Source organism: Pseudomonas oryzae (genome assembly GCF_900104805.1).
In the GTDB taxonomy this organism is placed as follows: domain Bacteria; phylum Pseudomonadota; class Gammaproteobacteria; order Pseudomonadales; family Pseudomonadaceae; genus Geopseudomonas; species Geopseudomonas oryzae.
In genome coordinates this window covers 3,841,934-3,864,808 of record NZ_LT629751.1, presented here as the reverse complement: position 1 = coordinate 3,864,808, position 22,875 = coordinate 3,841,934, and the positions used below count along the sequence as shown (strand labels likewise).

Sequence of the window (22,875 nt, the reverse complement as noted above, 5' to 3'; positions counted from 1 at the left end):
AGGGTGCGCCATGCGCACCCACAGGCCACGGCAACGGCGCCGGTGCGCACGGCGCACCCTACGCGACGGAGAACCAGGCGCCCACCGCAAGGTCGGCGCCTGGTTCGTTTCAGACCGCCCGACACCCCGCCAGGCCCCGTCTGCAGCGCCGCGACATCCTGCTCGGCGGCAAAGATCAGACTCGCAGGGTAGAAAACCCGCGCAGCGGTTTTCTACCGCCAGCCCGCCCCGGTGGACAAGGCTGCGCCGTTGTCCACCCTACGGATCGCCTCGTCAGCGTGCCCGACACCCCGCCAGCCCCGCCTGCAGCGCCGCGGCGTCCTGCTCCGCGGCGAAGATCAGCTCCAGCCGCGAGTCCCTGCGCCACTCGCTGCTACGCCAGCTGAGCGGCGCGCCGTCCAGCGCGTTGGCGCTGTGCCAGCCGTCGTCCGCATCGTGCAGCACCAGCTTGGCGCGGCGCCAGGGCAGGACGGCCAGCCAGGCGGCGACCTGCTGGCGGTCGAAGCGCTGGCTCGGGTGCCAGCGCCAGCCGATGCTCCAGCCGCCGTCCTCGGCGTGGATCTGGCAGAGCGGCTGCGTCGGATCGCTCCACAGCGCTGGCAGACTGCCAGCACCTGTGGGTAACTTTTCTTGCCCACCGCCAGCCTCTGCGCGGACCTCGATGCCCGGCAGCTCGGCCAGCGGCAGACGACCCTGCTCGATCCAGCGCAGCGGCCGCGCCGGCAGCCGGGCGGCGAGCCGGGCGCGGGCGGCGGCGTCGAGGCCCTCGCTCTTGTTCAGCAGCAACAGCCCGGCGCCGTCCAGCGCCGCCTGCTGCGCCGCCGGCAGCGGCCGCCCGGCGGCCAGCGCGGCGGCGTCCAGCACAACCACGCCGGGCTGTACGGCGAGCACCTCGCGCCACGGCGCCTCGTGCAGCTGGCGCAGCAGTTCGGTCGGGTGGCCGAGGCCGGACGGCTCGATCAGCAGGCGGTCGGGCCGCGCCTGGCGCAGCAGGCGGCCGAGGCCGACCTGGAAGGGCGCGCCGTTGACGCAGCACAGGCAGCCGCCGGCCACCTCGCCGAGGGCGATGCCATCGGCGCCGGTGGTCAGCAGCGCGGCGTCCAGGCCGACCTGGCCGAACTCGTTGATCAGGATCGCCCAGCGCTCGCCGGCCGGCTTCTGCGCCAGCAGCTCGCGGATCAGGGTGGTCTTGCCGGCGCCCAGCGGGCCGGCGATCAGGTGGGTGGGGATGTGCTTGAGCATGGCCGCCTGTGGATAAGCCTGGGGGTAAGCTGTGCAGGTCTGTGGACAACTGCACACGAGCGTCATCTGCGCCAGCTTACCGGCAAAGCGCGATGGCCGCCCGCGCCAGCGCCGGCGGCGGCGGGTAAACTGCGCGCCGGCTCCGCTGCGGAGCCGCCGCCAGCCAACCGGAGCCCGACCATGCGCCAGATCCTGCCCTTCCTGCTCGCCGCCCTGCCGCTGCCGGCCCTCGCCGAGGCCTGCGTGGTGCACAGCCAGGGCGAGGGGGTGTCCGTGCAGGTCTGCCAGGAGAACGTCAGCATCCCCCGCGAGCTGTTCCGCACCGGCTTCTGCAAGCCGCAGCTCAAGGGCCAGGAGGTCAGGGTCGAGTTCGTCGAGCAGTGTCCGAGCGGCGCCTTCGGCGTATGCGGCGGCGCCCAGGCCGGCAATGCCGCCTACCGGCAGAACATCCACTACTACGGCGTGGCCAGCGACGCCCGCTACCTCAAGCCGTTCTGCGAGCAGCAGAGCGGCGGGGCGTGGCGCACGCCCTGAGTCACTCCAGCCAGTCGAGGGTGAGCAGCAGGCGCCGCTCGCCAGCGGCCAGCGGCGGCGAGCGATGGACAATGGCGGTGTGCTCGTTGCCTTCCCAGCGCTCGCCCTTGAGCAGCGCCACATGGCCGGCCTGCAGCGTGCGGATCGCCTGCGCTGGCGGCTCGGCCGCGGGATCGCCGAGCCGTGCGCGCGCCAGCGCGCCTTCGGCCAGCCACTGGCTGCCCGGCCCGGCGTAGGTGGTGACCAGGCGCAGCGGCACCCGGTCGACGTGGAAGCGCGGGCACATGGCCCTGTCCAGCACGCGCAGGCGCAGGCCGACGCGCCGCGTATCGAGCAGGCAGGCATAGGCCCGCAGCAGCCAGGCGACGTCGGCGACGAACGCGGCATGGCCGGGCAGGGCGACGAACTCCCCTGCCAGGCCGCGCAGCTCGGGTTCGCGCTCGCCATCGGCCAGTTCGAGGCTCAGCGCCTCGGCCAGCGGCGTGCCGCGCGCCAGCAGGGCGGCGACGAAGCCGGCCACCGCCGGCTGCAGGGTGCGCTGCCAGACCGCCAGGTTGACCCCGTCGCGCAGCACCTCGGCGAGCACCTCGGGCGCGTCGCCACACAGCTGGCGTGGCGGCGGCACGAGCTTGAGGGCGTGCATCAGGCGGCCTCCTCGGCGTCGGCCAGCCAGGCGTCGAACGGATCCTCCAGTCCCTGCCAGGCGTCCTCGCCGAGGGCCAGTTCCGCATCGGTCAGCAGGCAGGCGTCCAGCTCGGCGTGCAGGCGGGCGAAGTCGATATGCTGGCCGATGAACACCAGCTCCTGGCGGCGGTCGCCGCAGGTCTCGTCCCAATTGGCGAGGATCGCCGCCTGGCTTTCCTCATCCTGCGGCCACTGCGCCTGCGGCACCGCGTGCCACCAGCGCCCGGCGTAGCCATAGCGCATCAGCCCGCCGGCCTGCGACCAGCTGCCGGCCTCCGCCGGCCGGCTGGCCAGCCAGAACCAGCCCTTGGAGCGCAGCAGGCGACCGTTGTCCCACTCGCGGTGCAGGAAGTCGAAGAAGCGTTGCGGATGCAGCGGCCGGCGTGCGCGCCAGGCGGTGGAGGCGATGCCGTATTCCTCGGTCTCCGGCACGTGCGTGCCGCGCAGCTCGGCCAGCCAGCCCGGCGCCTGGGCGGCGCGCTCGAAGTCGAAGCGCCCGGTATTCAGGATCTTCGAAAGCGGCACCTGGCCCATCACCATCGGCAGCACCTCGGCCTGCGGGTTGAGGCGCGCGAGCATGGCCAGCAGCTCGGCGCGCTCGGCGCTGGAGATCAGGTCGCTCTTGCTGACCAGGATGACGTCGGCGAACTCCACCTGATCGATCAAGAGATCGGTGACCGAGCGCTGGTCGTCCTCGCCGAGACTCTCGCCGCGCTCGGCGAGCGCCTCGGCTTCGTGCAGGTCGCGCAGGAAGTTCACCCCGTCGACCACGGTGACCATGGTATCCAGCCGCGCCAGGTCGGCCAGGCTCTGCCCCTGTTCGTCGCGGAAGGTGAAGGTCTCGGCCACCGGCAGCGGCTCGGCGATGCCGGTCGACTCGATCAGCAGGTAGTCGAAGCGCCCCGCGCCGGCCAGGCGGGCGACCTCCTCGAGCAGGTCCTCGCGCAGGGTGCAGCAGATGCAGCCGTTGCTCATCTCCACCAGCTTCTCCTCGCCGCGGCTGAGGCTGACGCCCTGCTGCACGGCGGCGGCGTCGATGTTCACCTCGCTCATGTCGTTGACGATCACCGCGACCCTGAGACCCTCGCGGTTCTTCAGCACGTGGTTGAGCAGGGTGCTCTTGCCGGCGCCCAGGAAGCCGGACAGCACGGTGACGGGAAGGCGGGAATCCATCGGTGACCTCGGAATGGCAGACGGCGCTGCTTGGTTAATTTTGAGTTATAACATAACATTTTCTCCCGCCTGACCATCAAGGGATTGCCGATGAACGCCTCGACCCTGCCGGATATCGCCGCGCAAACCGCCGCCGCCCACCTGCCGCTGGACTGGGTCGGCATGGCCGGCATCGCCCAGCCGGTCGTCCTCCACGGCCAGCGTATCGCCGCCCGCGTCAGTGCCGGGGTCAGCCTCGACGCCGCCGCGGCGCGCGGCATCCACATGTCGCGACTGTACCTGGCGCTGGCGGCGCTGGAGGAGGAGGAGCTGACCCCGGCGCTGCTGGCGCGGCTGCTCGACGAGTTCCTCGCCAGCCACGCCGGGCTGTCGGCGCGCGCCCAGCTGGAGATCCGTGGCGAGGCGCTGCTGCGGCGGCCGGCGCTGGTCAGCCCGCTGGCCGGCTGGAAGGGCTACCCGTTCGCGGTCGAGGCGCGCCTGGACGGCGCTGGCCTGGCGGTGGAACTGGAGGTGGCGGTCGGCTACTCGTCGACCTGCCCGTGCTCGGCGGCGCTGGCCTGCCAGTTGCTCCAGCAGCGCTTCGCCGCCGACTTCGCCGGCCGCGAACTGGAGCGGGATGCGGTGCTGGAGTGGCTGGGCAGCAGCGCCGGCAGCCTGGCCACCCCGCACAGCCAGCGCTCGACCGCCACGCTGCGGGTCAGCCTGGCGCGCGAGGCCGCGGAGCTGCCGCTGGTCGAGCTGATCGAGCGCGCCGAGGCGGCGCTGGGCACCGCCCTGCAGACCGCGGTGAAGCGCGCCGACGAGCAGGCCTTCGCCCTGGCCAACGGGCAGAACCTGATGTTCTGCGAGGACGCCGCGCGGCGCCTGCACGCCGCCTTGCTGCGCCAGCCCGTTCGGCGTGCGCGTGGTGCACGCCGAGAGCCTGCACGCCCACGACGCGGTGGCCGAGAGCCGCTGGCGGCGGGCCGACGACTGAGCCCGCCCGCGCCGGTCAGACCCGTTGCAGGCCCGCCAGCGCCACGCGGGCCTGCTGGAGTCGCGCCGCGCGCTTCCTCAGCCAGATGACGATGCCGGTCAGCGACAGCACGGCCACCATCAGGCCCATGAACGACACCAGGATGCGCCCCGGCAGGCCGAGGATGCGCCCGGAGTGCAGGGGGAACTGCGCCTGCATGAACACGTCGCCGGCGCTGCCGCGGCCGGGGATCTGCGTGCCGAGCAGGCGGCCGTCCTGGGCGTCGAGGTACAGCCAGGGATTGCCCAGGCCGCCATCGCCGTGCTCGTTCTCCAGGGTGAAGAAACCGACGCCGTAGAGGTCGTATTCGGCGGAGTGGAAGATGCCGCCCGCCGGCAGGTCGAGCCCCAGGCGCTGCGCCTCGGCCGCGGCGCGCTGCAGTATCTCGACACGGCCGAGCGCCGGCTCGCGCTGCTCGTCGAGGGTGACCGGCGTGCGGCTGGCGAACGGGCTGGGCGAGAGCGGCGAGAACAGCTCGACCAGCGGGCGCATCACCTGCACGTTGAGGTTCATCGACACCGAGGTGACCGCCAGCACCAGCAGCAGCGCCCAGACCCAGACGCCGCCGGAGCGGTGCAGGTCGAAATTGAGCGGGTAGCCGCCGCGCCGCCAGCGGAAGGCGAACGACTTGCGCCAGGTGCGGCGGCTGGGGAAGGACAGCCAGAGGGCGACCAGGCAGTCGAGGCACCAGACGATGGCGACGATGCCGAACAGCAGCACGCCCAGTTCCAGACCGAAGCCGTCGGGGATGTGCAGGCTGTAGTGCAGCTTGTAGAGGAACGGCAAGAGGTTCTCGCGGCTCAGCGAGATCTCGCCCCACTGGCGGCTGCCCTGCACCGCACCGCTGACCGGGTCGAGGGCGAGCTGGTTGAAGCCCAGCGCGAAGGCCTTGCCGGTGGCCGGATCGACCCGCGGGTCGACGCTCACCCCCAGCGCATGGCCGGGCTCGACGGCCAGCGGCAGCCAGGAAACGCGCAGGCGCGGGTCGCTGGCCTCGAGGGCGTCGGCCAGCGCCAGCGGCGCCTGCGCCGGGCCGCTGCTGCGCGCTTCGAACAGCTGGGGGTTGAGCCACTCGTCCAGTTCGTGATCCCAGGAGATCAGCGCGCCGGTGAGGCCGGCGACGAACAGGAACAGGGCGATGAACAGGCCGCACCAGCGGTGCAGCAAAACCAGCAGGGGGCGCATGGGCGGTACTCCGGGTCGGGAAAATGACCGGCCCCGCCCGCCGGATGGCGCGCGGGGCGGTCGAGGTGCAAGCGGTCAGTACTTCCAGCTGACGGTCATGCTGGCGTTGCGCGGCGCGCCGTAGTAGCCCTGCTCCCAGTACAGGCTGCTGATGTACTTCTCGTCGGTGAGGTTGTCGAGGTTGGCGGCCACGCTCCAGTTCGGGTCGATGTCGTAGCTGGCCATCAGGCCGACCAGCGCGTAGGCGTCCTGCTCGATCTTGCCGGCGCTGCCATCGGCCAGCGTGACGTCGCGGTGGATGGCGTCCTGCCAGCTGAGATTGGCGCCCACCTTGAGCTGCGGCAGCTGCGCCAGGCGGTAGGTGGTGGCGGCGCGCAGCAGGTGCTTGGGCGCGTAGGTCTTGGCGTGGCGGTGCTCGGCGTCCTGCACGTCGACGAAGGTGTAGCCGGCGCTGGCCTGCAGGCCGGGCAGCAGCTCGCCGGACAGCTCCAGCTCGTAGCCCTCGCTCAGATAGTCGACGCCCGCGTAGACCTGCCGGCCGCCGACGAAGCCGGCCGACTCGGCCATGTTGTCCTGGTAGGTCTTGAAGGTGGCGGCGGCGACGTTGAGGCGGCCGTCGAACAGCTCGCCCTTGACGCCCAGCTCGAAGCTGCGCCCCTCGACCGGATCGAGACGCGCGCCGCTGGCGTCCAGGCGGGTCTGCGGGTCGAAGATCTCGGTGTAGCTGGCGTAGACCGAGTACTGTTCGGTCAGGTCGTAGACCAGGCCGGCGTAGGGCGTGAGCGCGTCGTCGGAGCGCGCGCGGGCGCGGCCGTAGCTCTCGCCCTCGCTGTCCACCCAGGTGGCGCGCGCACCGGCGATCAGGGTCAGCGGGTCGGCCAGGCTCAGGCGGCTGGCGGCATAGACGCTCTTCTGCCGGTCGTCGAAGGCGCTGCCGGCGACCGCGGCGTCGAAGGCCGGCAGCGGGTAGTCGCCGCGCCAGTCCTGCAGCGGCGGCAGCGGCGTGCCGATGCCCCGGCCGTAGTGGGAGACGTCGTCGAGTTCGGACTTCGAGCCGTTCACCCCGGCGACCAGTTCGTGCTCGCGGCCGAGCAGGGCGAACGGCCCGCTGACGTAGAGGTCGGCCAGCCACTGGGTGTTTTTGTCCTGGTACAGCGACGGATAGCTGAACAGGCCGAGGCCACTGGCGGCGTCCGGGGTGCCGTAGACGTAGAACAGCCGCGCGTCGCCCTCCTTCTCCACCCGGGTCAGCACGCCCCTGGCCTGCCAGCCGTTGCCCAGGTCGTGCTCCAGCTCGACGAAGGTGCGGCTTTCCTGGTTGTCCCAGAACGCCCAGTCGGCGGCGGTGCTGGTCGAGCGCGAGAAGTCGGTGGCCGAGCCGTCGCGGAAGTACAGCGGCAGGGCGCCCCACATCGGACTGTCGGCGGCGGTCTTCTGCAGGGTGTGGCCCAGGCTCAGGGTGGTGCCGGCGGCGAGGTCGGCCTCGAGCACGCCGTGGAACAGGTTCTTCTCCCGCGAGTAGCGGTCCAGGTAGGAGTTCTTGTCCTCGTGGGCATAGACCAGCCGGCCGCGGAGGTTGCCGGACTCGCTGAGCGGCCCGGAGACGTCGGTGTCGATGCGCCGCTGGTCCCAGGAGCCGGCGGTCAGGTCGATGCGTGCCTGCGGCGTGGCGGTCGGCCGCTTGCGCACGAAGTTGACGGTCGCCGAGGGGTTGCCGGTGCCGGACATCAGGCCGTTGGCGCCGCGCACCACCTCGATGCGCTCGAAGGGCGCGGTGTCAATGCTGCCGTCGAGGTTGCCGTAGACGAACGGGGCGCCGATGCCGTCGTACTGGAAGTTGGTGATGTCGAAGCCGCGCGCGGTGAAGTAGGTGCGGTCGGTCTCCACTTCCTCGACGGCGATGCCCGGGGTGTGCTTGAGCGCGCCGTTGACGCTGGTCAGCCTGAAGTCGTCGAGCTGGGCGCGGCTGATGGTCGAAACCGACTGCGGGGTCTGCCGCGGGGTCAGCTCCAGCCTGGTGGCGGCGCTGCTCGGCTTGGCCTGATAGGAGTCGCGTTCGGCGGCGGCGTCGTCAGCCTGGCCGACGATGGTCGAGGCGTCGAGCTGCAGGGCGTCGTCCGCCGCGACAGCGTGGGCGACGGACAACAGGCCGGCGTGCAGGGCGCAGGCGAGGGCCAGGGCGGTCTTGCGGAAGGTCACGGGAAGGGCTCCGGAGGTCTTTGAGAGGCAGGCGGTGGGCGGCGCGACCACCGATGCGAACGATTCTCAAAAATGATTTCACCGGGACAGCACATCCGTCAAGGCAAATGAGAAAATATCTTATTCGAGATTAAGTATCAGAAATGAGATGCACCCCGTCGCGCGCAGCACGGAAACCCCCCGGGGACTGGCGTCGCCCGGGGGGTCGGCTTCAGGCGGCAGGCGCAGGCGGCGCACAACTCCACAGCTCCAGCGCCGGACGCTCCGCCGTCGGCGGGCCGAGCCATTCGCTGAGCGGCTGGCAGGCGCCGGCGAAGCACAGCTGGTAGTCGCCGGCCTCGGGCGTGCGGCCGACGCGCAACGGCTGCAGCGGCGGCAACTGGCGGCGGTAGTGCCAGCTGCCACCCTGCAGCACGGCGCCGTCGGGGATCTCCATGCCGGCGCCGTTGCCACGCACCCGCGCCTCGCCGAGGACCAGGCCCTCGGGCGTGACGCGGTAGTCCTCCTCCCAGCGCACCTTCTCGATGGTGTGGGTCCAGGCGAGGGTGAAGGCCGACACGGGCAGGCTCGCCCACACCGCGCCGGCCAACCCCAGGCACAGGCCGATCACGCCGCCACCGCCGGGGCACGGCGCGCGCGCCAGTAGTGCTGGGCGAGGAACAGGCCGCCGAGGGCGAAGCCCAGTTCGTCGCTGAGCGGCAGGGCGAGGATCAGCGCCACGCCGGCGGCGAACGCCAGCAGGCGCTCCCAGGCGGACAGGTCGCGCTGCAGGTGGCCGGTGAAGGCCGCGCCCCACAGGGCGATCGCCAGCGCCGCCTTGAACAGCATGTAGGCGATCGCCGCCCAGCTGTCGCCCTGCAGCATCAGCGCCGGATCGTAGACCGCCATGAACGGCACCACGAAGCCGGCCGCGGCGATGCGCACCGCCCACAGGCTGATCTTGAAGCCGCTCTCGCGGGCGATCGGCGCCGCGGCGAAGGCGGCCAGCGCCACCGGCGGGGTGAGGTCGGCCATCAGCCCGAAGTAGAAGACGAACATGTGCGAGACGATCAGCGGCACGCCCAGCTCCAGCAGCGCCGGCGCGGCGATGGCGCTGGTGATGATGTAGTTGGGGATGGTCGGGATGCCCATGCCCAGCACCAGGCAGGTGAGCATGGTCAGCAGCAGCGAGAGGAACAGGTTGTCCTGGCCGATGGCGAGGATGTAGCCGGCGAAGGTGGTGGCGATGCCGGTCAGCGACACCACGCCGATGATCACCCCGACCAGGGTGCAGGCGATGCCCACCGGCACCGCATGGCGGGCGCCCTCGACCAGCGCGTGCAGGCACAGGGTCAGAGTGTCGCGGCCGCCCTTGATGAACCAGCACACCGCCACCAGCAGGCCGATCACGCCGAACACCACGCCGATGCCGAGGCTGAAGAAGCCGGCGCAGAGCACGCCCAAGGCGATCCAGAAGGCCATGCGCAGGCCCCATGAGGACACCCTGAGGATGATCGCCGAACCGAGGATGACGATCGCGGTCAGCGCCAGGCCCACGGTGCCGGAGAACATCGGCGTGCGCCCGGCGAACAGCAGGCAGACCAGCACCACCAGCGGGATCAGCAGGAACCAGCGCTCCTTCACCGCCGCCCAGGCGTTCGGGCACTCGCTCTTCGGCAGGCCGCGCAGGTCGGCGCGCTTGGCCTCCAGATGGACCATCCAGAACACCGAGCCGAAGTACAGCAGCGCCGGCAGCAGCGCCGCCTTGGCCACCTCGACGTAGGGCACGTTGATGGTCTCGGCCATGATGAAGGCCACCGCGCCCATCACCGGCGGCATGATCTGGCTGCCCATGCTGGCGGTCGCCTCCACCGCGCCGGCGAACGCCGGGCGATAGCCGAAACGCTTCATCAGCGGGATGGTGAACTGCCCGGTGGTCACCACGTTGGCCACCCCGGAGCCGGTGATGGTGCCCATCAGCGCCGAGGACACCACCGACACCTTGGCCGGGCCGCCGAGCTTGTGGCCGAACAGGCCGAGGGCGAAGTCGGTGAACAGCTTGATCATCCCGGCCTGCTCGAGGAAGGCGCCGAACAGGATGAACAGGAAGATGTAGGTGGCCGACACGTAGGTCGGCGTGCCGTACAGGCCCTCGGTGCCGAAGGCCAGCTGGTTGACGATCTGGTCGACGCCGTAGCCGCGGTGCGCCAGGTCGCCCGGCAGGTACTCGCCGAACAGCCCGTAGGCGAGGAACAGCAGGCAGATGATCGGCAGGGCGATGCCCATCACCCGCCGCGCCGCCTCGAACACCAGGACGATCAGCAGCACGCCGACCGCCATGTCGGCGCCGATCAGCTCGCCGGAGCGCTGGATCAGGTCGGCCTCGAACAGCCACTGGTAGGCGAAGGTGGCCATGCCGGCCAGGCCGAGCAGCCAGGCCAGCGGCTGGAACGGCCGCGCGCTGCCGCGCGCCGGATAGCAGAGGAATACCAGCAGCAGCAGGAAGCCGACGTGGCCGGCACGCAGCACCTGGCTGGACACCGGATGGAAGGCGGCGGTGACGATCTGGTAGATGGAGAACAGCAGGGCGACGGTGAACAGCGCCCGCGGCCACTGGCTCGGGCTGGCGGACATGCCTTGGCTTTCGCTCATGGGATACCTCGGAGCGGGAAATCGGAAGGGACGAGAGCCGCCAACAAAACCTGCCGTGCGCGTGCACGCTGGCTTTGCTGGCACCTCTGTGGGCAGGCCGCGGCGCAGCGTCCGCGGCCATGCACCGTCGGAGCGCCGCAGGCGGCGCCCCGACCGGCTCGGCGTCTTACTTGAGCACGCCGACTTCCTTGTAGAAGCGCTCGGCGCCCGGGTGCAGCGGGATCGGCAGGTTCTCGGTGGCGGTCTGCAGCTGGATGTCCTTGGCCGCCGAGTGCGAGGAGGCCAGACGGCCGAGGTTGTCGAACATCAGCTTGGTCATCTGGTAGGCCACCTCGTCGGAGACCTTCTCATGGGTGACCAGGATGTTGGTGATCGCCACGGTCGGCACGTCCTCGCTCTGCCCGTCGTAGGTGCCGGCCGGAATCATCCTGGCCTGATAGGCCGGGCTGCCGATCTTCGCCACCACCTCCGCCGGCACACCGATGAAGTTCAGCGGCATCACCGACGACAGGTCGCGGATCGCCGCCATGCCGAGGCCCGAGGACTGCAGGGTGGCGTCCAGCTGGCGGTTCTTGATCAGCTCCACCGACTCGGCGAAGGGCAGGAACTCGACCTTGCCCATGTCCTCGTAGGACAGCCCGGCGGCCTTGAAGATGGCCCGCGCGTTCAGCTCGGTGCCGGACTTGGCGGCACCGACCGAGATGCGCTTGCCCTTGAGGTCCGCCAGGGTCTTGATCCCCGATTCGGCGCTGGCGACGATCTGGATGTAGTTCGGGTAGGTGCCGGCGATGGCGCGCAGGCGGGTCAGCGGCTCCTTGAAGCCGGCGTCCGCGACGCCCTTCCAGGCGTCGTCCACCGAGTCGGCCAGCGAGAAGCCCAGCTCGCCGCGGCCGGCCTGCAGCAGGTTGAGGTTCTCAACCGAGGCCTTGGTCGCCTGCACCGAGGTCTTCGAGCCGTCGATGCCGGTGCTGTACACCTGCGACAGCGCCACGCCCACCGGGTAGTACACCCCGCTGGTGCCGCCGGTGAGGACGTTGATGAAGGTCGGCGCGGCGAAGCTGGCGGTGCTGGCAGTCAGGGCGGCGGCAGCGGCGAACAGGCCGAGGCGTTTGCTCAGGGTCATGGCGTTTCTCCGTCTTTGTTGTGCTTGTTCTTGGATTCGTCCGGACGGGCGAGGGGCGCTCCGGCCGGGTGAGCTCACTTAGCAGGCGGCGTGCCAGATGGGCGGATGGCTCTGGAATGGGGCTGTCTGACTAGACGGGGGGAATGAATAGGCGGATTCTTGCCGATGCCGATACCCTCGCGAGCAAGAGTCCGCCGATGCTCGCCGCACAGGCCGGCAGCAGCCATGGAGGCTGGCGCGCGACCAACGCGATGACGGATGGCATCAGCCGCGGCATCGTGGAAAGATGCCGGCCAAAGAGCACATCGCCGACGGTTCCCATCCCCCATGAACAGCCCGGTCCGCAAGCTGGTAGAAAACTCCGAAACGCTCACCACGCGCCTGGCGACCCTGCACAGCCGACTGCTCGCCAGCGTGCCCTGTGTGGACCGCATCGCCTGCGCGCTGTACGACGCCGGCGAGGACACCCTCAGGACCTTCATCAACAGCACGCGCAGCGGCCACACTATCAGCGGCTACGAATATCGCCTCTCCGCCAGTCGCTCCCTCCAGGAGCTGGCGCAGACCGGCGACTTCCGGGTGCTCGACGAGCTTTCCACGATCCTCGACTCCAATACGGCCCATTCACAATGGCTCCGCGAGCAGGGCTATCATTCGTCGTTCACCGTGCCGATCTACGATGCCAATGGGCTTCTCGGCTTCGTGTTCTTCGACGCCCTGCAGCCTGCCGCCTTCACGGCGCCGGTGCAGCGTGATCTGGCGCTGTACTCCAGCCTGATCGGCATGTCGATCAGCAATGAAATCTCCGCGGTGAAGATGACCATCGAGAGCGCTCGGGTCGCCAGCCAGCTCACCAAGTTCCGCGACTTCGAAACAGGCGCCCATCTGGAGCGCATGGCCCGCTTCTCCCGCCTGATCGCCCAGGAAGTCGCTCCACGCTACGGACTGGACGACGAGTTCGTCGAGAACGTCTACCTCTTCGCCCCGCTGCACGACATCGGCAAGATCGGCATCCCCGACCGGGTTCTGCAGAAGCCCGGCAAGCTGGATGACAGCGAGCGCGCGATCATGGAAACCCATGTGCAGAAGGGCATGGAGATCATCGAGCGCATGATGGGCAAGAACGGCCTGAACGCCCTCCCGGACTCGCGGCTACTGCGCAACATCGTGCTCTGCCATCACGAAATGCTCGACGGCTCGGGCTATCCGCGCGGCCTGCGTGGCGAGCAGATCGCCCTTGAGGCGCGCATCGTGGCCGTCGCGGACATCTTCGACGCCCTGACAGCCAAGCGGCCCTACAAGCCGGAGTGGCCCGTGGAGGATGCCTTTGGCGAACTGCGCAGCCTGGTCGAACAAGGCAAGCTCGACCGCACGTGCGTACAGGCCCTGCTCGCGCGAACCGAAGATGTCCGGGCGATCATGGCGAAGTACGTCGATACGGAAAGCTGAGGCGCAACCTGGTGGGAGTATCGATCACGGACCGGTGAGTCACCCAGCGGAGCTGGCCCAGGGCACCCTCACCCAATCATGAACCTCGGGAGTTCCGCTGGAAGGCTCCGGGATGCCACCCAGGCTCGTGAAGGGTTAGCTCGCTTGCCGGCAAACCCCCATAGGTGCTATCGGGCGCTTCGTTCAGTTTTCACTATCCCTGACGAACTCCCCCCGACTGATCCCATGCCGCTGCATCTTCTCGTTCAGCGTCCTCCGCGGCAGCTGCAGCAGGGCCATCACCTCGACGATGTTGCCGCGGCACTGCTGCAGGGCCTGGCGCAGGCACTGGGCCTCGAAGGCGTCGAGCTGTTCGGCCAGCGACGGGCCGGCGGCAGGGGTCGCCGGGGCGCGGCCGAGGCCGAGGACGTGGCGTTCGGCGGCATTGGCCAGTTCGCGCACGTTGCCCGGCCAGTCGTGGGTCAGCAGGCGCGCCAGATCGGCGGCGGACAGCGGGCGCGGCTCGCGGCCGTGGCGGGCAGCGGCCTCGCGGGCGAAGTGCTCGAACAAGAGGGGGATGTCCTCGCGCCGCTGGCGCAGCGGCGGGATCTGCAGTTCGGCGACGTTGAGGCGGTAGTAGAGGTCCTCGCGGAAGCGCCCGGCGCGCACCTCGGCGGCGAGGTCGGGCTTGACCGCGCCGATCACCCGCAGGTCGACGGCGATGCTGCGGTTGGAGCCGAGGCGCTCCAGGCTCTTCTCCTGCAGCACGCGCAGCAGCTTGGCCTGCTGGGCCAGCGGCAGGCTCTCCACCTCGTCGAGGAACAGGCTGCCGCCGTCGGCGTGCTCGATGCGGCCGATGCGCTTGCCCTGGGCGCCGGTGAAGGCGCCGCTCTCGTGGCCGAACAGCTCGCTCTCGAACAGCGCCTCGGGGATCGCCGCGCAGTTGAGGGCGACGAAGGCCTGCTTCGCGCGCGGGCCGAAGTCGTGCAGGCAGCGCGCCACCCGTTCCTTGCCGCTGCCGGTCTCGCCGCGGATCAGCACGTTGACCGCGGTGGGCGCCAGTTCGAGGATCTGCCGGCGCAGCTCGACCATCGCCGGCGACACGCCGAGCAACTGGCCCTCGATGCGCCCGCGCTCGCTGACCTGGCGGCGCAGGGCGCGGTTCTCGCCGACCAGCCGGCGCTTGTCGAGGGCCCGCTGCAGGCTGGCGAGCAGGCGCTCGGGGGTGAAGGGCTTCTCGATGAAGTCGTAGGCACCCTGCTGCATGGCGGCCACCGCCATGGGCACGTCGCCGTGGCCGGTGACCATGATCACCGGCAGCTCGGGATCGAGCGCCTGCAGCTTCGCCAGCAGCGCCAGGCCGTCGATGCCGGGCATGCGCACGTCGCTGACCACCACGCCGGGGAAGTCGGCGTCGAGCAGCGCCAGCGCCTCCTCGGCGCGCGCGCAGGTGCGCACGCTGAGCCCGGACAGCTCCAGCCACTGCTGCACCGCCTCGCGGATCGGCGCCTCGTCGTCGATGAAGATGATCGGTTGCATGTTCACTCCTGCTGCGCTGCCGGCAGTGTACCCGGCGCCGCCACGGCCGGCAGGCGCAGGCTGAACAGCGCGCCGTCGCCAGCGTTGCGCGCTTCGAGCTGGCCGCCCAGCTCGCGGACGATGCCGTAGGACACGGCAAGGCCGAGGCCCAGGCCATCGCCCACCGGCTTGGTGGTGAAGAACGGCTCGAACACCCGCGCCAGCGCCTCGGCCGGGATTCCGCCGCCGCTGTCGGCCACGCTCAGCAGCCAGTCGGCGCCGTCGCGGCGCAGGTCGATGCGCAGCTCGCGCACGTCCTTGTCCACCATGGCGTCGAGGGCATTGTGCAGCAGGTTGACCAGCACCTGCTCGAGACGGATGGCGTCGCCCTCGACCCAGGCCTCGGCATTGCGCTGGCGCAGCACCAGCACGCCGTCCTGGCGGATGCGCGGCTCGAGCAGCAGCAGGGCGTGGTCGACCACGCTGTCCGGCTGCAGGCGCTCGCGCAGGCCGCCGGGGCTGTTGCGGGCGAAGGTCTTCAGGTGGCCGGTGAGCGCGGCCATGCGGGTCAGCAGGCCGTCGATGCGCGCCAGACAGGTCTGCACGGCCTGCGCGTCGTTGCGCGCCAGCAGCAGGCCGAGGCTGCCGAGCTGCATGCGCATGGCGGTCAGCGGCTGGTTGATCTCGTGGGCCATGGCGGCGGACATCTGCCCCAGCGCGGCCATCTTCGCCGCTTGCACCAGCTCGTCCTGGGCCTGGCGCAGCTCGGCGGTGCGCGCCTCGACCAGGCGCTCCAGCTCGGCGCGCGAGCGCTGGCGCAGGCGCCGGTTGTTGTGGCGCTGGACGAGGAACAGCAGCAGGAAGGCCAGCGCCAGCCAGGCGCCGCCGGCGGCCAGGCCGGCGCTGCGCACCGCGGCGTCCGCCGCGCCGGCCTCGTGCAGCAGGTGCAGGGTCCAGTCGTCCTCGACCAGCGCGTGACGCAGCCACAGGTAGTCGCGGCGGCCGTCCGGGCCGTCGACGCGCTGCAACCCGGCCTGCTCGTCGAAGCGCCGCAGCGGCTGCAGGAACAGCGGCTGCAGGTGCTCGCCGGCGTACTTGCGGGCGTCCGCCGGCTGCAGCGCTGGCGCGGCGGCATCGCCCTGCAGGTGGCGGAAGCGCCAGTGCGGGCGATTGGCGAGGATCACCACGCCGTGACGGTCGGTGACCAGCAGGGTGCCCGGCTGGCCGACCCAGCCGCGCTGCAGCTCCTCCATCTCCAGCTTGAGAACCACCACGCCGTGCGGCGTGCCGTCGTCGTCGCGCACCAGCCAGGAGAGGAAGTAGCCGGGCACCCCGGTGGTCACGCCGACCGCGAAGTAGCGGCCGCTGCCGTGGCGCAGGGCGTCCTGGAAGTAGGGGCGGAAGGCGTAGTTGTTGCCGACGAAGCTGGTCGGCTCGTCCCAGTTGCTGGCGGCGATGGTCTCGCCGCGGGCGTCGAGGACGTAGAGCATCGCCGAGCCGGCCTCGGCGTTGAGGCGCTGCAGGCGCCGGTTGAGCTGCTGGCGGCGCTCGGCATCGGCGCCGGCGCGCAGGGTGGCGAGCACCTCACTGTCGTGGGCGACGATCGCCGGCACGGCGCGGTAACGCTCGACCAGGATGCGCAGCGACTGCGCGTACAGCTCCAGCTGGCCGCGCGCCTCGACGCTGCGCGCGTGCCACTGGCGGCTTTCCGCGGCGCGCCCGGCCAGCCAGACGCTGACGCCCAGGCCGGCGAGGATCAGCAGCAGGACGAGGACGACGCGCTGGCGCGAGGACAGGCTAGGCATCTTCACTCCAGGCCGTGTTCACGGCGGTAGGCCTGCGCCTGCGCGAGCAGCCAGTCGCGGAAGGCGCGCAGCGCCGCCGACTCGACCTTTCGCTCGGGGACGATCAGGTAGTAGGCCTTGTCGCTCAGGTAGGCGTGCTCGAGCGGCACGATCAGCCGGCCCTCGGCCAGCTCGCGCTGGATCAGCAGCGGCGGGATCAGCGCCACGCCCATGCCGTGCATGGCGGCCTGGGCGAGCATGGAGAACAGCTCGTAGCGCGGCCCGCGCAGGTCGCCCTCGATCTGCAGGCCGAGCGAGCCGAACCACTGGCGCCAGGCGTAGGGCCGGGTGCTCTGCTGCAACAGCGGCAGGGCGGCGATCGCCCGGGCATCCAGGCTGGTGTGCGGAGCGACCAGCTCGGGGCTGCACACCGGCACCGGGTTCTCGCGCATCAGGAAGTCGGCGGCGGTGCCCGGCCAGTCGGCGTCGCCGAAGTACAGCGCGGCGTCGAACTCGGTGTCGGCGAACAGGAACGGCCGGGTGCGGTTGGTCAGGTTGACGGTGACCTCGGGGTGCAGACGCTGGAAGTCCTTGAGGCGCGGCAGCAGCCACTGGGTGGCGAAGGTCGGCACCACCGCCAGCTCCAGGCTGGTGCTGCCCTGCTGGCCCATCACCGCCAGGGTGTCGCGCTCCACCGCGTCGAGCTGGGCGGCGATGCGCCGGCCGTAGGACAGGCCCTCCTCGGTCAGGCGCACGCCGCGGCGGGTGCGGCGGAACAGCTCGACGCCGAGGAACGCCTCCAGTGCGGCGATCTGCCGGCACACCGCGCTCTGGGTCAGCGCCAGCTCCTCGGCGGCCTTGGTGAAGCTCTGGTGGCGCGCCGCCGACTCGAAGGCGACCAGCGCGGCGGTGCTGGGGATCTTGCGACGCATGTGCGGCAGGCTCACTGGCTGGGCGTTGGAACTGACTCTACAGCAGTTTCGGAGTGAGCGAACAGCACAACAGCGTGCGAATTCCTCGGTTGCCGGGTGCCCGGTGGGCGCCTAGGATCAGGACATCGCCCTACAGCCTGTACGAAAAGTCAGCCGAGCGAAGGTCAGGCAAGGCCTAGGCGGCCCCGCGAAAAGCGGCGAGGAAGCGGAGTTTACTGGTCGTAAATGAGCATTCCGAGCCGCTTTTCAACGCAGCATGACCGAGCGCAGGCACTTTTCGTACGGAGCTGGCGCGCCACAACAACATTCGAGGATTGCACCCATGGCTGCCAACGCCCGCTTCAACTGGGAAGACCCGCTGCTGCTCGACCAGCAACTGACCGACGAGGAACGCATGGTGCGCGACAGCGCGCAGAAGTTCGCCGCCGACAAGCTGGCGCCGCGGGTGCTGGAAGCCTTCCGCCACGAGCACACCGATCCGGCGATCTTCCGCGAGATGGGCGAGACCGGCCTGCTCGGCGCGACCATCCCGGTCGAGTACGGCGGCAGCGGCCTCAACTACGTGTGCTACGGCCTGATCGCCCGCGAGGTCGAGCGCATCGACTCCGGCTACCGCTCGATGATGAGCGTGCAGTCCTCGCTGGTGATGGTGCCGATCAACGAGTTCGGCAGCGAAGCGCAGAAGCAGAAGTACCTGCCCAAGCTGGCCAGCGGCGAGTGGATCGGCTGCTTCGGCCTGACCGAACCGAACCACGGCTCCGACCCGGGCTCGATGATCACCCGCGCCAAGAAGGTCGACGGCGGCTACCGCCTGACCGGCAGCAAGATGTGGATCACCAACAGCCCGATCGCCGACGTGTTCGTGGTCTGGGCCAAGGACGACGCCGGCGACATCCGCGGCTTCGTGCTGGAGAAGGGCTGGCAGGGCCTGTCCGCCCCGGCGATCCACGGCAAGGTCGGCCTGCGCGCCTCGATCACCGGCGAGATCGTCATGGACAACGTGTTCGTGCCGGAAGAGAACATGCTCCCCGAGGTGCGCGGCCTCAAGGGTCCGTTCACCTGCCTGAACTCGGCGCGCTACGGCATCGCCTGGGGTGCGCTGGGCGCCGCCGAGGCCTGCTGGCACACCGCCCGCCAGTACGTGCTGGACCGCCAGCAGTTCGGCCGCCCGCTGGCCGCCAACCAGCTGATCCAGAAGAAGCTGGCCGACATGCAGACCGAGATCACCCTGGCCCTGCAGGGCTGCCTGCGCCTGGGCCGGATGAAGGACGAGGGCACCGCGGCGGTGGAGATCACCTCGATCATGAAGCGCAACAGCTGCGGCAAGGCGCTGGACATCGCCCGCCTGGCGCGCGACATGCTCGGCGGCAACGGCATCAGCGACGAGTTCGGCGTGGCGCGGCATCTGGTCAACCTCGAGGTGGTCAACACCTACGAGGGCACCCACGACATCCACGCGCTGATCCTCGGCCGCGCGCAGACCGGCATCCAGGCGTTCTTCTGAGCGTAGGGTGCGCCGTGCGCACCGGGGGAACTCCCGGCGCGTACGGCTCTCCGCGCAACATCCTTCGCTATCCGGTGCGCGTGGCGCACCCTACGGAGACTCCATGTCCGGCGCCCTGGCCAATATCCGCGTCCTCGACCTGTCCCGCGTGCTGGCCGGCCCCTGGGCCGGGCAGATGCTCGCCGATCTCGGCGCCGACGTGATCAAGGTGGAGCGCCCCGGCTCGGGCGACGACACCCGCCACTGGGGCCCGCCGTTCCTCAGGGACGCCGAGGGCCGCGACACCCGCGAGGCGGCCTACTACCTGTGCGCCAACCGCAACAAGCGCTCGCTGACCGTCGACTTCACCCAGGCCGAGGGCCAGCGCCTGATCCGCGAGCTGGCGGCGCAGTCGGACGTGCTGCTGGAGAACTTCAAGGTCGGCGGGCTGGCCGCCTACGGCCTCGACTATGCGAGCCTGAAGGCGATCAACCCGCGGCTGATCTACTGCTCGATCACCGGCTTCGGCCAGCAGGGCCCCTACGCCCAGCGCGCCGGCTACGACTTCATGATCCAGGGCCTCGGCGGGCTGATGAGCCTGACCGGGCGCAGCGAAGGCGAGGAGGGCGCCGGCCCGGTGAAGGTCGGCGTGGCGCTGACCGACATCCTCACCGGCCTGCACGCCACGGTGGCGGTGCTCGCCGCGCTCAACCACCGGCACAGCAGCGGCGAAGGCCAGCATATCGACCTGGCGCTGCTCGACGTGCAGGTGGCCTGCCTGGCCAACCAGGCGCTCAACTACCTGACCACCGGCGTGCCACCGCGCCGCCTGGGCAACGCCCACCCGAACATAGTGCCGTACCAGGATTTCCCCACCGCCGACGGCGACTTCATCCTCACCGTCGGCAACGACGGTCAGTTCCGCAAGTTCTGCGAGGTCGCCGGCCACCCGGAGTGGGCGGACGATCCGCGCTTCGTCACTAACAGTGCGCGGGTCGCCCACCGCGGCGAGCTGATCCCGCTGATCCGCCAGGCCACGGTGTTCAAGACCACCGCCGAGTGGGTCGCCGCGCTGGAGGCGGCCGGCGTGCCGTGCGGGCCGATCAACGACCTGGCCCAGGTGTTCAGCGACCCGCAGGTGCTGGCCCGCAATCTGCGGGTCGACCTGCCGCATCCGCTGGCCGGCAGCGCGCCGGGGGTGGCCAGCCCGCTGCGCCTGTCGGCCACCCCGGTGGAGTACCGCAACGCGCCGCCGCTGCTCGGCGAGCACACCGAAACCATTCTGGCCGAGCGCCTGGGCCTGGACGGCACCGCCATCGCCGCCCTGCGCGCGCGCGGGGTGATCTGAGCGTCAGTCCCAGCCTCGGGATTGCTTTGACCGGGCCGCACGCCCGGTTTTTTTATTCCGGCTCCCGGGCCGGCGATCCGCCCAGTTCGTCCTGCAGCCAGTCGACGAAGCGCTGCACCAGCCGCGCGCGGCGCTTGCGCTCGGGCAGCACCACCCAGTAGCCGAACTCGGAGCATGCGCTGGCCGCCGTCACCCGGGTCAGCAGGCCCTGCGCCAGCAGGTCGTCGACCAGGTGGCGCCAGCCGATGGCCACCCCCTGGCCGGCGATGGCGGCCTGGACCAGCAGGGTGTAGTTGTCGAAACGCAGCTGGCCGGCGGCCGGCGCGCCGGGGACGCCGAGGGCGCGGAACAGGCCGTCCCAGTCGAACCAGCGGGCGCGCCCCTCGGCCGCCAGGTGCAGCAGCGGCAGGCCGGCCAGCGCCGCCACCGGCAGCGCGCCGGGCTCGTCCAGCAGGCGCGGACTGCACACCGGGAAGACTTCCTCGCGAAACAGCGGCAGCGCCTCGCCGTGCTTGAAGCGGCCGTCGCCGAAGGCGATCGCCACGTCGATCTCCGCGCGCAGCAGGTGCGGGCTGCGCTCGCTGGTGACCAGGCTGACGTCGATCTCCGGGTGCGCGGCGTGGAAGCGCGGCAGGCGCGGCATCAGCCAGTAGGCGGCGAAGGCGAAGTCGGTGGCCACCTGCAGCACCTCGTGCTGCGCCTGGGCGCCGACCGCGACCAGCCCGGCACGGATGGTCGCCAGGCCGTCCTGCACGTGGGCGAGCAGCAGGCGCCCGGCGTCGGTGAGGACGATGCCGCGATAGACGCGGTCGAACAGCCGCGCGCCGAGCTGACGCTCGAGGCGCTGGATCTGCTGGCTGACCGCCGGCTGGGTGGTGCCCAGCTCGACGGCGGCGGCGGTGAAGCTCAGCTGGCGGGCGGCCGACTCGAACGCGCGCAGCAGCTCGAGGGACACCTCGGGGGTTCGCTCTGACATAAGACCTGCTTATCCGAGTCATGTGTTGGCGTGCGGTTTACGCCACCAGCCCTGAACTTCCATGATCGTGGCCAGCGCTTTCGCATCAGCCGATCATATGGATACGCGGACAATGAAACCAGCCAACATCCTGTTCATCATGGCCGACCAGATGGCCGCGCCGATCCTGCCGCTGTACGGCGACTCGCCGATCCGCCTGCCCAACCTCAGCCGCCTGGCGGCCGAGGGCGTGCTGTTCGACGCCGCCTACTGCAACAGCCCGCTGTGCGCGCCGTCGCGCTTCACCCTGGTCAGCGGCCAGCTGCCGTCGAAGATCGGTGCCTACGACAACGCCGCCGACTTCCCCGCCGACGTGCCGACCTACGCCCACTACCTGCGCCGCCTCGGCTATCGCACCGCGCTGTCGGGCAAGATGCACTTCTGCGGCCCCGACCAGCTGCACGGCTACGAGGAGCGCCTGACCAGCGACATCTATCCGGCCGACTACGGCTGGGCGGTGAACTGGGACGCGCCGGAGGTACGGCCGAGCTGGTACCACAACATGTCCTCGGTGCTGCAGGCCGGCCCCTGCGTGCGCACCAACCAGCTGGACTTCGACGAGGAGGTGGTGTTCAAGGCGCGCCAGTACCTCTACGACCACGTGCGCGAACACCCCGCGCAGCCGTTCTGCCTGACCGTGTCGCTGACCCACCCGCACGATCCCTACAGCATCACCCGCGAGTTCTGGGACCTGTATCGCGACGAGGAAATCCCCCTGCCGCGCCTGCACCTCGACCAGCACGCCCAGGACCCGCACTCGCAGCGTCTGCTCAAGGTCATCGACCTGTGGGACCAGCCGCTCCCCGAGGAGCGCATCCGCGCCGCGCGGCGCGCCTACTTCGGCGCCTGCAGCTACGTCGACGCGCAGATCGGCCGCCTGCTGCAGACCCTGGCCGACTGCGGCCTGGCCGACGACACCATCATCGTGTTCTCCGGCGACCACGGCGACATGCTCGGCGAGCGCGGCCTCTGGTACAAGATGCACTGGTTCGAGATGGCCGCCCGCGTACCGCTGCTGGTACACGCCCCCGGCCGCTTCGCCGCGCGCCGGGTCAGCCAGGCGGTGTCCACCGCCGACCTGCTGCCGACCCTGGTGGAGCTGGCCGGCGGCAGCGTCGACCCGCGCCTGCCGCTGGACGGCCGCTCGCTGCTGCCGCACCTGCAAGGCACCGGCGGCCACGACGAGGTGTTCGGCGAGTACATGGCCGAGGGCACCACCAGCCCGCTGATGATGATCCGCCGTGGGCCGTACAAGTTCATCTACTCCGAGCAGGACCCGCTACTGCTGTTCGACCTCAGCAACGATCCGCTGGAGCGGGAGAACCTGGCCGGCTCGGCGGATCACCAGGCGCTGCTCGCCGACTTCCTCGCCGAGGCGCGGGCGCGCTGGGACATCCCGGCGATCCACCAGGCCACCCTGGCCAGCCAGCGCCGCCGCCGCCTGGTGGCCGAGGCCTTGCAGCAGGGCAAGCTGAAGAGCTGGGACCACCAGCCCTGGGTGGACGCCAGCCAGCAGTACATGCGCAACCACATCGACCTCGACGACCTCGAGCGGCGCGCGCGCTTCCCGCGGCCCTGAAC

General features: G+C 70.6%; 17 protein-coding genes and 1 pseudogene. 6 read left to right on the top strand and 12 right to left on the bottom strand.

What is annotated here, in order from left to right; translation table 11 throughout:
- Window positions 1-273: 273 nt before the first annotated feature.
- Window positions 274-1,242, bottom strand: a complete 969-nt coding sequence (locus BLT78_RS17545; RefSeq protein WP_090350992.1) for a CobW-like GTP-binding protein — start codon at window positions 1,240-1,242, stop codon at window positions 274-276.
- 180 nt (window positions 1,243-1,422) lie between these two features.
- On the opposite strand from BLT78_RS17545, the gene BLT78_RS17540 reads away from it, so the two are divergent.
- A complete protein-coding gene (locus BLT78_RS17540; protein ID WP_090350991.1) occupies window positions 1,423-1,776 on the top strand; it encodes an NADH:ubiquinone oxidoreductase in 354 nt (117 codons plus the stop codon).
- Window position 1,777: 1 nt separating this feature from the next.
- Here BLT78_RS17540 and BLT78_RS17535 read toward each other — a convergent pair whose 3' ends face one another.
- Entirely contained in the window at window positions 1,778-2,419 is a 642-nt protein-coding gene (locus tag BLT78_RS17535) for a DUF1826 domain-containing protein (protein ID WP_090350989.1), read from the bottom strand.
- Window positions 2,419-3,633, bottom strand: coding sequence for a zinc metallochaperone GTPase ZigA (zigA, locus tag BLT78_RS17530; protein WP_090350987.1), 1,215 nt, complete (start codon window positions 3,631-3,633; stop codon window positions 2,419-2,421). Before zigA ends, BLT78_RS17535 begins: the two co-directional genes overlap by 1 nt.
- Before the next feature lie 90 nt (window positions 3,634-3,723).
- Between zigA and folE2 the strand changes: the two are divergent.
- Window positions 3,724-4,609: pseudogene (gene folE2, locus BLT78_RS17525) on the top strand (GTP cyclohydrolase FolE2).
- A 15-nt stretch (window positions 4,610-4,624) separates the two neighbouring features.
- Here folE2 and BLT78_RS17520 read toward each other — a convergent pair.
- The 5 genes from BLT78_RS17520 to BLT78_RS17500 form a co-directional block, all read right to left on the bottom strand.
- Entirely contained in the window at window positions 4,625-5,833 is a 1,209-nt protein-coding gene (locus tag BLT78_RS17520) for a PepSY-associated TM helix domain-containing protein (protein WP_090350985.1), read from the bottom strand.
- 75 nt (window positions 5,834-5,908) lie between these two features.
- Window positions 5,909-8,032 (bottom strand): TonB-dependent siderophore receptor, encoded by a 2,124-nt coding sequence (locus BLT78_RS17515; protein ID WP_231975649.1) that lies wholly within the window; start codon window positions 8,030-8,032, stop codon window positions 5,909-5,911.
- A 211-nt stretch (window positions 8,033-8,243) separates the two neighbouring features.
- Window positions 8,244-8,642, bottom strand: a complete 399-nt coding sequence (locus tag BLT78_RS17510; RefSeq protein WP_090350984.1) for a DUF1850 domain-containing protein — start codon at window positions 8,640-8,642, stop codon at window positions 8,244-8,246.
- Window positions 8,639-10,663: a TRAP transporter permease gene (locus BLT78_RS17505; protein WP_090350982.1), complete on the bottom strand. Its 2,025-nt coding sequence runs from the start codon at window positions 10,661-10,663 to the stop codon at window positions 8,639-8,641. Before BLT78_RS17505 ends, BLT78_RS17510 begins: the two co-directional genes overlap by 4 nt.
- Window positions 10,664-10,829: 166 nt before the next feature.
- Complete coding sequence (locus tag BLT78_RS17500) at window positions 10,830-11,786, bottom strand: TAXI family TRAP transporter solute-binding subunit (protein WP_090350980.1); 957 nt, start codon at window positions 11,784-11,786, stop codon at window positions 10,830-10,832.
- 327 nt (window positions 11,787-12,113) lie between these two features.
- On the opposite strand from BLT78_RS17500, the gene BLT78_RS17495 reads away from it, so the two are divergent.
- Window positions 12,114-13,235: an HD-GYP domain-containing protein gene (locus BLT78_RS17495; RefSeq protein ID WP_090350978.1), complete on the top strand. Its 1,122-nt coding sequence runs from the start codon at window positions 12,114-12,116 to the stop codon at window positions 13,233-13,235.
- 183 nt (window positions 13,236-13,418) lie between these two features.
- Here BLT78_RS17495 and BLT78_RS17490 read toward each other — a convergent pair whose 3' ends face one another.
- The 3 genes from BLT78_RS17490 to BLT78_RS17480 are packed head-to-tail and all read right to left on the bottom strand — an operon-like array spanning window position 13,419 to window position 17,448.
- Complete coding sequence (locus BLT78_RS17490) at window positions 13,419-14,753, bottom strand: sigma-54-dependent transcriptional regulator (protein WP_090350976.1); 1,335 nt, start codon at window positions 14,751-14,753, stop codon at window positions 13,419-13,421.
- A gap of 2 nt (window positions 14,754-14,755) precedes the next feature.
- Window positions 14,756-16,537, bottom strand: coding sequence for a sensor histidine kinase (locus tag BLT78_RS17485; RefSeq protein ID WP_090350974.1), 1,782 nt, complete (start codon window positions 16,535-16,537; stop codon window positions 14,756-14,758).
- A gap of 2 nt (window positions 16,538-16,539) precedes the next feature.
- On the bottom strand, window positions 16,540-17,448 hold the full coding sequence (locus BLT78_RS17480) for a LysR family transcriptional regulator (RefSeq protein ID WP_090350972.1): 909 nt from the start codon (window positions 17,446-17,448) through the stop codon (window positions 16,540-16,542).
- A gap of 322 nt (window positions 17,449-17,770) precedes the next feature.
- Here BLT78_RS17480 and BLT78_RS17475 point away from each other — a divergent pair, with 322 nt between their 5' ends.
- Window positions 17,771-18,952, top strand: a complete 1,182-nt coding sequence (locus tag BLT78_RS17475; protein ID WP_090350970.1) for an acyl-CoA dehydrogenase — start codon at window positions 17,771-17,773, stop codon at window positions 18,950-18,952.
- 103 nt (window positions 18,953-19,055) lie between these two features.
- Window positions 19,056-20,279, top strand: coding sequence for a CaiB/BaiF CoA transferase family protein (locus BLT78_RS17470; protein WP_090350968.1), 1,224 nt, complete (start codon window positions 19,056-19,058; stop codon window positions 20,277-20,279).
- A 52-nt stretch (window positions 20,280-20,331) separates the two neighbouring features.
- Here the strand turns inward: BLT78_RS17470 and BLT78_RS17465 are convergent, their stop codons facing one another.
- Window positions 20,332-21,255: a choline sulfate utilization transcriptional regulator gene (locus BLT78_RS17465; protein WP_090350966.1), complete on the bottom strand. Its 924-nt coding sequence runs from the start codon at window positions 21,253-21,255 to the stop codon at window positions 20,332-20,334.
- Window positions 21,256-21,367: 112 nt separating this feature from the next.
- On the opposite strand from BLT78_RS17465, the gene betC reads away from it, so the two are divergent.
- Window positions 21,368-22,873: a choline-sulfatase gene (betC, locus tag BLT78_RS17460; protein ID WP_090350964.1), complete on the top strand. Its 1,506-nt coding sequence runs from the start codon at window positions 21,368-21,370 to the stop codon at window positions 22,871-22,873.
- The last annotated feature ends 2 nt before the right edge of the window (window positions 22,874-22,875 follow it).

Coding starts and splice junctions, on each gene's coding strand:
- BLT78_RS17540 (WP_090350991.1), top strand. CDS start 1,423: ATGCGCCAGATCCTGCCCTTCCTGCTCGCCGCCCTGCCGCTGCCGGCC.
- BLT78_RS17500 (WP_090350980.1), bottom strand. CDS start 11,786: ATGACCCTGAGCAAACGCCTCGGCCTGTTCGCCGCTGCCGCCGCCCTG.
- BLT78_RS17485 (WP_090350974.1), bottom strand. CDS start 16,537: ATGCCTAGCCTGTCCTCGCGCCAGCGCGTCGTCCTCGTCCTGCTGCTG.
- betC (WP_090350964.1), top strand. CDS start 21,368: ATGAAACCAGCCAACATCCTGTTCATCATGGCCGACCAGATGGCCGCG.
- BLT78_RS17480 (WP_090350972.1), bottom strand. CDS start 17,448: ATGCGTCGCAAGATCCCCAGCACCGCCGCGCTGGTCGCCTTCGAGTCG.
- BLT78_RS17490 (WP_090350976.1), bottom strand. CDS start 14,753: ATGCAACCGATCATCTTCATCGACGACGAGGCGCCGATCCGCGAGGCG.
- BLT78_RS17475 (WP_090350970.1), top strand. CDS start 17,771: ATGGCTGCCAACGCCCGCTTCAACTGGGAAGACCCGCTGCTGCTCGAC.
- BLT78_RS17535 (WP_090350989.1), bottom strand. CDS start 2,419: ATGCACGCCCTCAAGCTCGTGCCGCCGCCACGCCAGCTGTGTGGCGAC.
- BLT78_RS17505 (WP_090350982.1), bottom strand. CDS start 10,663: ATGAGCGAAAGCCAAGGCATGTCCGCCAGCCCGAGCCAGTGGCCGCGG.
- BLT78_RS17465 (WP_090350966.1), bottom strand. CDS start 21,255: ATGTCAGAGCGAACCCCCGAGGTGTCCCTCGAGCTGCTGCGCGCGTTC.
- BLT78_RS17545 (WP_090350992.1), bottom strand. CDS start 1,242: ATGCTCAAGCACATCCCCACCCACCTGATCGCCGGCCCGCTGGGCGCC.
- zigA (WP_090350987.1), bottom strand. CDS start 3,633: ATGGATTCCCGCCTTCCCGTCACCGTGCTGTCCGGCTTCCTGGGCGCC.
- BLT78_RS17520 (WP_090350985.1), bottom strand. CDS start 5,833: ATGCGCCCCCTGCTGGTTTTGCTGCACCGCTGGTGCGGCCTGTTCATC.
- BLT78_RS17495 (WP_090350978.1), top strand. CDS start 12,114: ATGAACAGCCCGGTCCGCAAGCTGGTAGAAAACTCCGAAACGCTCACC.
- BLT78_RS17470 (WP_090350968.1), top strand. CDS start 19,056: ATGTCCGGCGCCCTGGCCAATATCCGCGTCCTCGACCTGTCCCGCGTG.